The sequence below is a fragment of the Microbispora sp. ATCC PTA-5024 genome, assembly GCF_000511135.2.
In the GTDB taxonomy this organism is placed as follows: Bacteria; Actinomycetota; Actinomycetes; order Streptosporangiales; family Streptosporangiaceae; genus Microbispora; species Microbispora corallina.
Window position 1 is genome coordinate 450,772 of sequence record NZ_KI866523.1, and the last position, 9,291, is coordinate 460,062.

Here is a 9,291-nt window from a genome sequence, read left to right on the forward strand (position 1 = left end):
CACACCCCGTGTCCGACGGTGAGCTCCTGGGCCGACGATGCCGGTGAGGGTTCTGCGGCGGACCGGCGGCGGCCCGACGTGCCGACGTCCGCCGGCGGGGGTTGGCACGATGTCGTCCCGGACCGACGGGATCCGTCAGGGGTGGCGCGCGGCAGGCCGGCGGACGTCGCGGCGGGGATCAGGCCTGACGCGGCGGCGTCTCAGCGGCCGGGTCAGGACGGCGACGGCCCGGTATCAGGGCGACCGTCGATCGTAAACGTCGTGAACAGTTCAGCGATCGCGGCCACAGGGCTGCGAAACGCCGGTCGTTCACGAGGCGAGCGTGATCTCGGCCAGCTCGCGCCAATCCCGCCGCAGGCCCTCGCGGATCGCCTCGGTGAACAGAACCTCACCGAGGCGATCCCGCGTCTCCCCGGCGATCCTGGAGGCGTCCGGCTGCGAACGATCCGGCGTGCCGCGGACGCCGTCGCTCGCCGCGAGCAGCCGCGCGGCCTGCTCGTACCGTCCCTGGCGCAGAGCCAGGTCCGCGATCCCGATCAGCACCTCGGCGACCAGCGGTGGGAACGGGTGCTCCGCGGCCGCGTGGAACGCCTCGGTCCGGTACGCGCGAGCCTGCTCGAGATCCTCGGCGAGGTAGCCGTACAGGTCCATGGCCTTGGCGCGGATGAAGTCGCCCATCTTCGCGGTGCTCAACATCGCCCGCACCGTGGCCAGGTGCTCGTGTGCCCTGCCGGGCTCGCCGCGCCACCGCGCCAGCTGCGCCTTCGCGAGTGCCAGCTCGGCGAGCGCGTCCGGCGAGGCGACCCCGCCCGCGAACCGCTGCGCGTCCGCCATTGCGGACGTGCTCGCCCGCTCGTCTCCGAGCAGCCAGTACAGCTGGGCCTGCCGCGCCCGCAGGCCGACCACGTCCTCGGTCGCGCCCACCTCGGTCAGCGCCGTCACCGCCTCTTCGTGGTGCTCACACGCGCGGGCGAACTCGCCGCGTGTGGCGAGCCGGTCGGCCAGGAACGTCAGCGCCGACGAGATGCCCCACCGGTCGCCCAGGGCGCGGAACTCGGCGAGGGCGATCTCGACGTCGGCGTCCACGTCGGTCTCGTCGCCGCCGAGTGTGAGCCGCAACCGGCCGCGGCTGAGCCTGGCCTGCGCGCGCACCCACGGGTCGTCGCCGACGACGAGCGGATCGAACGCGGACAGGAACTCCGGCGGCTCCCGCAGCATCCGCTCCAGCGGCACGACGAACCCGAGCAGCGGGTTGCGATACCCGCTGCTCGGAGTGCGCCGGTACGCCTCCAGGATCCACTCCCGCGCCTGATACTGGTCGCCGCCGGGCCCGGAGGTCACGAAGACGGTCACGATGGCGCACGCCAGTGCCCGTACCTCGTCGGACACCTCACCGGGCAGCGAGGCCGCCGCGATGCTCAACTCGGTGCCCTCGGTCCGATGCCCGCTGAGGAAGTAGTACCAGCCCACGGCCCCGGCCAGCCGCATCGCCTCCTGGGCCCACCCCTCGGCGATCGCCCCGCGCAGGGCCGCGTTGAGGTTGTCGTGCTCGGCCTCGAGCGTGGCCAGCCATTCCAGCTGCTCCGCCCGGCGCAGGTGCGGATCGGCCGTCTCGGCCAGCTCCGTGAAATAGGCGAGGTGGGCCCGGCGCGCCCGCTCGGTCTCCCCGGCTTCGGCGAGCCGCTGCGCCGCGTACTCCCTGATGGTGTCGAGCATCCGGTAGCGCGGCGTGCCCTCGCCGTCGGCGAGCAGCAGCGACTTCTCGATCAACGCGGTCAGCACGTCGAGGACCTGCTCCCCGGCGAACGCCTCGTCCCCGCACACCCGTTCGGCCGCGTCCAGGCTCGCCCCGCCGGAGAACACCGAGAGCCGCCGCAGCACGCCGCGTTCGGCCTCGGTCAGCAGATCCCAGCTCCAGTCCACGACCGCGCGCAGCGTCCGATGCCGGGAGAGCGCCGTACGGCTGCCGCCGGTCAGCAGACGGAAGCGGTCGTCGAGCCGGCGGGCCAGCTGGTCGACGGACATGGTGCGCAACCGTGCGGCGGCCAGCTCGATCGCCAGCGGGATCCCGTCGAGCGCCCGGCAGATCCCCGCCATGGCCGACAGAGTGCGTGCGTCGGAGCCGATGTCCTTGCGCACCAGACCCGCGCGGTCGCGCAGCAGCCGCACCGCGGGCGAGGACCCGGCCTCGGAGGGGTCCGCCTCCTTCGCGGGCAGCGCGAGCGGCTCGACCTGCCAGAGCACCTCCCCGGTGATGCCGAGCGGCTCCCGGCTCGTGGCGAGGATCCGCAGCCCGCGGCACTCCCCCAGGAGCCGATCCGCGAAAGCCGCGGCCGCCTCGATCACGTGCTCACAGTTGTCGAGGATCAGCAGGATCGCGCGCTCCCGGAGCGCGGAGACGAGCCGGTCCATCGGCTCCCCCGCCCGCGCGGTGCCGAGCAGTGCCTGATCACGCAGGCCGATCGCGGTGAGGGCGGCCTGCGCCAGGTCGCCGCCCGCCCGCACCGCGGCCAGTTCGACCAGCCACGCCCCGTCGGGCAGCTCGGCGAGCATCGTCCGCGCGGTCTCCATGGCCAGCCTGGTCTTGCCGGAGCCGCCCGCCCCCGTCAGAGTGACCAGCCGGTGCCCGACGGCCAGACGGGCGACCGCGGAGACGTCCTCGTCCTTGCCGACGAAACTCGTCAGCTCGGCGCGCAGGTTCGTCCGGTGGTTCTCCGTGCGCTCGCCCACCTCGCCCCGCAGCAGCGCGGTATGCAGCGCGGAGAGCTGGGCCGACGGATCCGCGCCCAGCTCCTCGGCGAGCCGCTCCCGCGTCCGCTGGTACAGGGTCAGCGCCTCGTTGCCGCGCCCCGCCTCGGCGAGGGCCCGCATCAGGGCCGCCACGAACCCCTCCCGCAGCGGGTGGGCGGCGACCAGCTCGGTCAGCTCGGAGATCATCTCCGAGCCGCGGCCGAGGCGGATGTCCGCGTCCACCCGATCCCCGAGCGCGGCGAGGTGGAGGTCGTCCAGCCGCGTGACCACGGCGTCGAACGCGTCGCTGTCGTGCAGCGCGATGTCCGCCATGGCCGCGCCCCGCCACAACGCCAGGGCCGAGCGCAGCAGATCCGCCCGGTCGGCAGGATCGGCGGACCGGGCCTGACCGACCAGGTGCTCGAACCGGGACACGTCCACGTCGTCAGGAGCCACCGACAGCCGGTATCCGCCGGAGTCGGCCCCGATCACCCCGTCCGGCAGCACCCGGCGCAGCCTGGACACCAGCGCCTGCAAGGCGTTCACCTCGTCGGCGGGCGGCCGTTCCCCCCAGATCCAGTCCACCAGCCTGGCGCGCGAGACGATCCGGCCGGGTTCGAGGGCGAGCGCGGCCAGCAGTGCGCGCAGCCGAACCCCGGGAACCTCCACCACGGCCCCATCGTGGTCGCGGACCTCGAACGGTCCGAGCAATCCGACTCGCACATCAGTGATTGTGCCGAACAGTGACGACGACCGGTAATCGTCACTTCTTGGGATCTTCTGCGTCAGCTCTTCGCGAAGGACCAGACGCCGTCGGCGTGGACGGTGAGAAGGACCGTTCCATCGGGGAGCGGGACCTCGCCGTGCCAGCCGCCGATCTCGTTGACGAGGTTCTCCCGGCTCGACTCGGTGTAGGCGTCCACGATGAAGTTCGCGCTCCCGGAGTGGCGGGCGGTCACGGTCGTGAGGCCGGAGCTCGGGCGGCTGACGATCGCCACGTCGTCGCCGTGGCCGGTGAGCCCGGCGCCGGTCCACCTGCGAGCCATGGACAGGGGCTTGAGCGTGACCGTCCACGCCCCGTCGGCCTGGATCTTGAGCGCCGCCGTCTGCGCGCCCTCGTCCTCGTTGAGCAGGACGGTCCCCTTGTAGCCGCCGATCTCGTTCACGATCGAGCCCTGTTCCGCGCCGTGGGCGTCGAGCGGGGAGACGATGAAGTTCGACTCCCCTCGATGGGTGAGGGTGACGAGCCACACACCCGTCCAGTCGCTCCTGCGCAGCTTGACGACCTTCGCGCTCACCCCGCTGTACGTACGGGGGGAGGGCGCGGGAGCCGGCTTGCGGGGCGCGGCCGTGTCCTTGGCGCTCATGGCGTCGCGGGTGGGCCCGGCCGGCGCACCGGTCGTGCTGGACCGGGCGACTCGGCCGGCCGTGTCAGGCGCTCCGGCGGCGAGGGCGCCGGCGACCGCCATGCAGCCGGCGACGAGGACGAAGGGCAGCCCGACGACGAGGAGCCAGAAGCCCGGTCCCCTGCCCTTCCTGTGGGAATGCGGGGCTCGCCACTCGTGTGTGGGCTGCCATCCGGCCGAGGGCTGCCATCCGGCCGAGGATTGCCACTCCGGCTGCCGCGGAGGCTGGGCGCCGTACGGGTGCCGGCCGTGGGATGAACCGTCCGCGCCGTGCGACGGACCGGGCTGCTGATGCTCACCGTGACTCCAGAGGCTCGGGATGCTGCGTGCTGTAGGGGGACGTGCCCTTCTCACCCGTGGTTGCCCGACGTGATTGGAACGTTAGAAAATCACGGAACGGCAGCTCAGCGGGCTAGTTGGGGCTCCAGCACGTGCGTGGTCGCCTCAGGGGGTGAGGACGGTCCCGCCGGCGTGGTCCAGGAAGGCGCGGACCTCGTCGGCCTCCGGGACGCCGAGTTCCTCGTAGAGGCCGAGAGCCAGCCGCCCGTGCTCGCACGCCTGCTCCACGTGGCCGAGTGCGAGGTGGGCACGCGCCAGCCCGTCGTGGGCGCGCGCCTGCTCCGGCCGGTTGCCGGCCGGGTCGGCGAGCCCGAGCGCCGCCGTGTGCTCCTCGACCGCCTGAGCGGGGTCGCCCGCCGCCTCGGCCAGACCGTTGAGCGCGGCCGCCTCGTCGGCGGCGTTGCCGAGCCTGCGGTAGAGCGCCGCGGCCTGCTCGTGACGCGTACGCGCCTGGGCGGGCTCGCCCTGATGCCGCAGGACGACGCCGAGGTGGTTGAGGACCACCGCCTCTCCGGCGGGGTTGCCGACCTTGCGGTGGAGCGCCAGTGCCAGGTCGAGATGGCGCCGGGCCTCCTCAGGACGGCCGGCGCGGTCGAGGACGAGGGCGAGGACGCCGAGGACCTGGGCCTCGCCCCAGGTGTCGGCGCCGATGCGGGTGAGGTCGAGCGCCTGCCTGAGGTACCGCTCGGCCTGCGGGTCCTGCCGCCGGCGCAGGGCCACGTCGCCCAGCGTGAGCAGCGCCCGGGCACGTTCCCCGGCCTCCTCGCACGCGTCGAGGGCCTGGTGGGCGTGCTCCTCCGCCCGCTCGTACTCGCCGAGCCGCCAGTAGGTCCAGGCCAGGTCGGTGAGCGCCCGCGCCTGGACGGCGGAGTCGCCGAGCGTGCGGCTGCGCTGGAGCGCCAGGGTGTGGAGCGTGAGCGCGTCGTCGTGGTGCGCCTGCCGGTCGAGGTAGGGGCGCATCGCCAGGGCCAGGAGGCCGAGGCAGATCTCGGGTCCGTGGACGGCGGTGGCGATGATGTTGGAGCGCTCGGCGTCGAGCCACGCGATCGCCTCGGCGGCGTCGCGGACGGGCGGGACGGGGGCGGCCGGCTGCGGGATGCCCTCCCGCTCGCTGAGGCTGTGCGGGAAGAGCCGGTCCATCGCCGCGCGGGAGCGGTGCAGGTAGTAGGCGAGCAGCCGCATGACGGCGCCGTCGTCCTCGGCGATCGAGCGGGCGTGCTCGCGCAGCAGGTCGTGGAAGGTGTAGCGGCCGGGGTCGAGCTGCAGGAGCATGTGGGCGTCGAGGAGGCCTTCGAGGAGCTCCTCCGCCTCGTCCTCCGGGATCCCCGCCAGCGCGGCGGCGCCGCAGGCGTCGATGTCGCGGCCGGGCACCAGCCCGAGGAGGCGGAACATGCGCTGCTCGGCCTCGTCGAGGTACTCGTACGAGAGGGCGAAGGCCGCCGACACCCCGTCCAGGAGCCGGCGGTGGTCCCGCAGCCGGCCGGCCAGGTAGGACACGGTCCAGCGCGGGCGGTGCTGGAGGCGGGCGGCCGAGATCCGGATGGCGAGCGGCAGGTGACCGCACAGCCGCAGCACCTCGCGCACGGCGTCCGGCTCGTGGCGGGCGCGTTCGCCGACGATCCGCTCGAACAGCTCGGCGGCGTCCTCCTCGGGCAGCAGGTCGACCGACAGGGCGTGGGCGCCCTCCAGGTCGACGAGCCGCCGCCTGCCGGTGATCAGGACGAGGGTGTCGGAGCGCCCCGGCAGCAGGGGACGCACGTGGTCGGCGTCGAAGGCGTTGTCGAGCACGGCGAGCACGCGGCGGTCGGCCAGCTCGGCGCGCCAGAGGGCGCCGCGCTCCCCCGGCGAGACGGGGATGCGGTCGGCGGGCACCCCGAGCTGGCGGAGGAGGGCCTCCAGCGCGGCGGCGGCGTCGATCGGCTCCCGGCCCGCGGTGTGGGCCTGCAGGTCGATGAAGAGCCGGCCGTCGGGGTAGCGGGCGGCCAGCCGGTGGGCCGCGTGGACGGCGAGCGCGGTCTTGCCGACCCCGGCCATGCCGTCGATCGTCACGACCGCCGGCCCCTCGTGCTCGCCCACGAGCCGATCCAGCTCGGCGGTCCGACCGGAGAAGTCGGGGATGTCGTAGGGCAGGTAGGTGGAGCGGCGCGGTGGGCGGGAGACGGCGGGCGCCGCTCCCGTCAGGCGCAGGGCGGGATCGTCCACCAGGACCGCCCGCTCCAGCTCGGTGAAGGCGTGCCCGGGGTCGAGGCCCTGTGTGTCGGCGAGAGCCGTACGGTACGAACGCGCCGCGGCCAGGGCGTCGGCCTGCCGTCCCGCCCGGTGCAGGGCCAGGACGAGGTGGCCGTTCAGCTTCTCGCGGAGCGGGTTGGCGGCCACCTGGGCGGCGAGCTCGTCGAGCAGGCCGCCGTGCCGGCCGGCGGCGAGCTCGGCCTCCGCCAGGCGCTCGTACGCCGACAGCCGCCGGTCGTTCCAGAGCTCCCGGACGCCGTCGGCGTAGTGCGCGTGCACGTCCTCCAGCGCCTCGCCGGTCCACAGGCCGAGGGCCTCGCGCAGCTCGCCCGCGGCCACCAGGTCGGTGAACTCCTGCGTGTCGAGCTGCCCGGGCCCTGGCCGCGCGACGTAGCCGCCGGCGCGCGTCTCGAGAAGCCCTACGGCGCCCGCGCCGCGCAGCACCTTCCGGATGGCGGTGATCGAGGCGTGGATCTGAGACCGGGCCGTGTCGGGCCGGTCGTGGCCCCACATCGCCTCGATCAGCCGCTCGATGCTGATGACCCGGCCGGCGTTGAGCAGCAGATAGGCCAGGACAGCCCGGTGACGTGGGGCGATGCCCGTCAGGGGCGCGCCGTCGACGATCGTCTGGACGGGGCCGAGGAGGGTGAAGCGCAGCATCGTCCCCCCATCACCGTCGCATCGCCCGCGCATAGCGAATGTATCAATCCGGGCAGCGACTCTGATCTCACCGGAACCGAGACGGAGGAAACACGATGGAAGCCCGGATGAAGAACCCCGCCACGATCATCCCCGCGGCGATCACGCCGATCCAGGAGCTGATGAAGGCCGCGCGGTCGCAGGGTCTCCCCGAGGAGCTCATGGAGATGATCCACCTGCGGGTCAGCCAGATCAACGGGTGCAGCTTCTGCGTCGACGCCGGCCTGAAGAGCCTGCGCAAGCTCGGCGAGAGCGACGAGCGCATCGGTCTGGTCGCCGCCTGGCGCGAGGCTCTGTACTACACGGACGCCGAGCGGGCCGCGCTGGAGCTGGCGGAGGCCTCGACCCGGATGGCCGACCGCGCCGACGCCGTCTCCGACGAGGTCTGGGACAACGCCGCCGACCACTTCGACGAGCGGCAACTGGCCTCGATCCTGCTGATGACCGCCGTCACCAACCTCTTCAACCGCCTGAACGCCCCGGTCCGCCAGGTCGCCGGCAGCTGGTGACCCCCCACCCCCGACACACAGGAGACATCGACATGTCCGTCGTCCGCTCGCACCGCTACTCCGTCGCCGACGCCGACCTGGAGGAGTTCCTGGCCCGCCGGAGCTCCCTGGTCGCGACCGTCCGCGAGGGGCACCCCGGCCTCACCCGCGTCGTGCTGATCCGGCTCGAGGACGGCACCTACACCGACACCTGGCACTGGGAGACGGCGGCGCAGATGGGCGCCGCGCTCGCCGCCCTGCCCACCTTCCCGGAGGCGCCGCTGACCATGGCCCTCACCAAGGACGCCGTCGCCCTGGACGGCCAGGTCGTCGACGAGCGCTGAGACGGCGTCCGTCCCGCCGCACCCGCGGACAGGCCCCGCTGAGCGCGAGGCTGTCCCATGCGGATCCCCCGCGAGCGGGCGGGCCGCTCACGGGGGATCGCCGAAGGATGGGGCGCCGTCAGGGGCTGGTGCAGGTGGCCGTCGGGGTGGCCGCGGTGCCGTTGGCGGTGAAGCCGAACGTCGTGGACGCGCCGGCCGCGATCGACCCGTTGTAGGAGGCGTTGCGCACGGTCACGCTGGAGCCGGACACGCTCTGCGTGCCGTTCCACACGCTGCTGAACGTCTGGCCGCCGGGCCAGGTCCACTTCACCGTCCACCCGTTGACCGCCGCGCTGCCCGCGCGGACCGTGACCTCCGACTGGAACCCGCCCGGCCAGCTGTTGACCGTCGAGATCGTCGCCGAGCACGCCCCCGGAACCGGGGACGGCGACGGACTCGGCGTGGGCGTCGGAGTCGGGGTGGGCGTCGGCGTGGGAGTCGGGGTCGGCGTGGGAGTCGGGGTGGGCGTGGGGGTGGGAGTCGGGGTCGGGCTGGGCGGAGCGGAGTTCAGGGCGTTGAGGACCGAGGTGTAGGCGGCCTTCTTGTTGCCGTTGCCGTCGAACAGCAGCGGGGTTTGACTGGAGCGCCAGGAGTCGCTGTCACGCACACCCCACACGGTGATGCCGACGCAGCGGGACACCGCGAGACAGTCGTTGACGATGTTGGCGTACGTGGTGGCCGAGGCCCCCTCGACGTCAAGCTCGGTGATCGCCACGTCCACGCCGAGGGCGGCGAAGTTCTGCAGCGTGGTCCGGTAGTTGCCGGGGTAGGGGCTGCCGCTGTTGAAGTGGCCCTGGAGCCCCACGCAGTCGATCGGCACGCCGCGGGACTTGAAGTCCTTGACCATGTTGTAGACGCCCTGCGTCTTGGCCCAGGACCAGTTGTCGATGTTGTAGTCGTTGTAGCAGAGCTTGGCGGCCGGGTCGGCGGCGCGCGCGGTGCGGAAGGCCACCTCGATCCAGTCGTTGCCGGTGCGCTGGAGGTTGGAGTCGCGGCGCCCGCCGGTGCTGTCGTCGA

General features: G+C 73.4%; 6 protein-coding genes. 2 read left to right on the top strand and 4 right to left on the bottom strand.

The features are described 5' to 3' along the window. Positions 1–309: 309 nt before the first annotated feature. From MPTA5024_RS14570 to MPTA5024_RS14580, 3 genes are all read right to left on the bottom strand, one after another. A complete protein-coding gene (locus MPTA5024_RS14570; RefSeq protein WP_036324595.1) occupies positions 310–3,453 on the bottom strand; it encodes a BTAD domain-containing putative transcriptional regulator in 3,144 nt (1,047 codons plus the stop codon). Between the two features lie 62 nt (positions 3,454–3,515). Beyond that, entirely contained in the window at positions 3,516–4,097 is a 582-nt protein-coding gene (locus MPTA5024_RS14575; protein WP_157099473.1) for a hypothetical protein, read from the bottom strand. A 483-nt stretch (positions 4,098–4,580) separates the two neighbouring features. Then, a complete protein-coding gene (locus MPTA5024_RS14580; RefSeq protein ID WP_036324597.1) occupies positions 4,581–7,364 on the bottom strand; it encodes an AfsR/SARP family transcriptional regulator in 2,784 nt (927 codons plus the stop codon). A gap of 95 nt (positions 7,365–7,459) precedes the next feature. On the opposite strand from MPTA5024_RS14580, the gene MPTA5024_RS14585 reads away from it, so the two are divergent. Further along, a complete protein-coding gene (locus tag MPTA5024_RS14585; protein ID WP_036324600.1) occupies positions 7,460–7,912 on the top strand; it encodes a carboxymuconolactone decarboxylase family protein in 453 nt (150 codons plus the stop codon). Between the two features lie 32 nt (positions 7,913–7,944). Further along, a complete protein-coding gene (locus tag MPTA5024_RS14590; RefSeq protein WP_036324602.1) occupies positions 7,945–8,235 on the top strand; it encodes a hypothetical protein in 291 nt (96 codons plus the stop codon). A gap of 118 nt (positions 8,236–8,353) precedes the next feature. On the opposite strand, the gene MPTA5024_RS43505 is transcribed toward MPTA5024_RS14590, so the two are convergent. Continuing rightward, the coding region (locus tag MPTA5024_RS43505) for an endo-1,4-beta-xylanase (RefSeq protein WP_036324604.1) at positions 8,354–9,291 on the bottom strand (938 nt) is incomplete at its 5' end.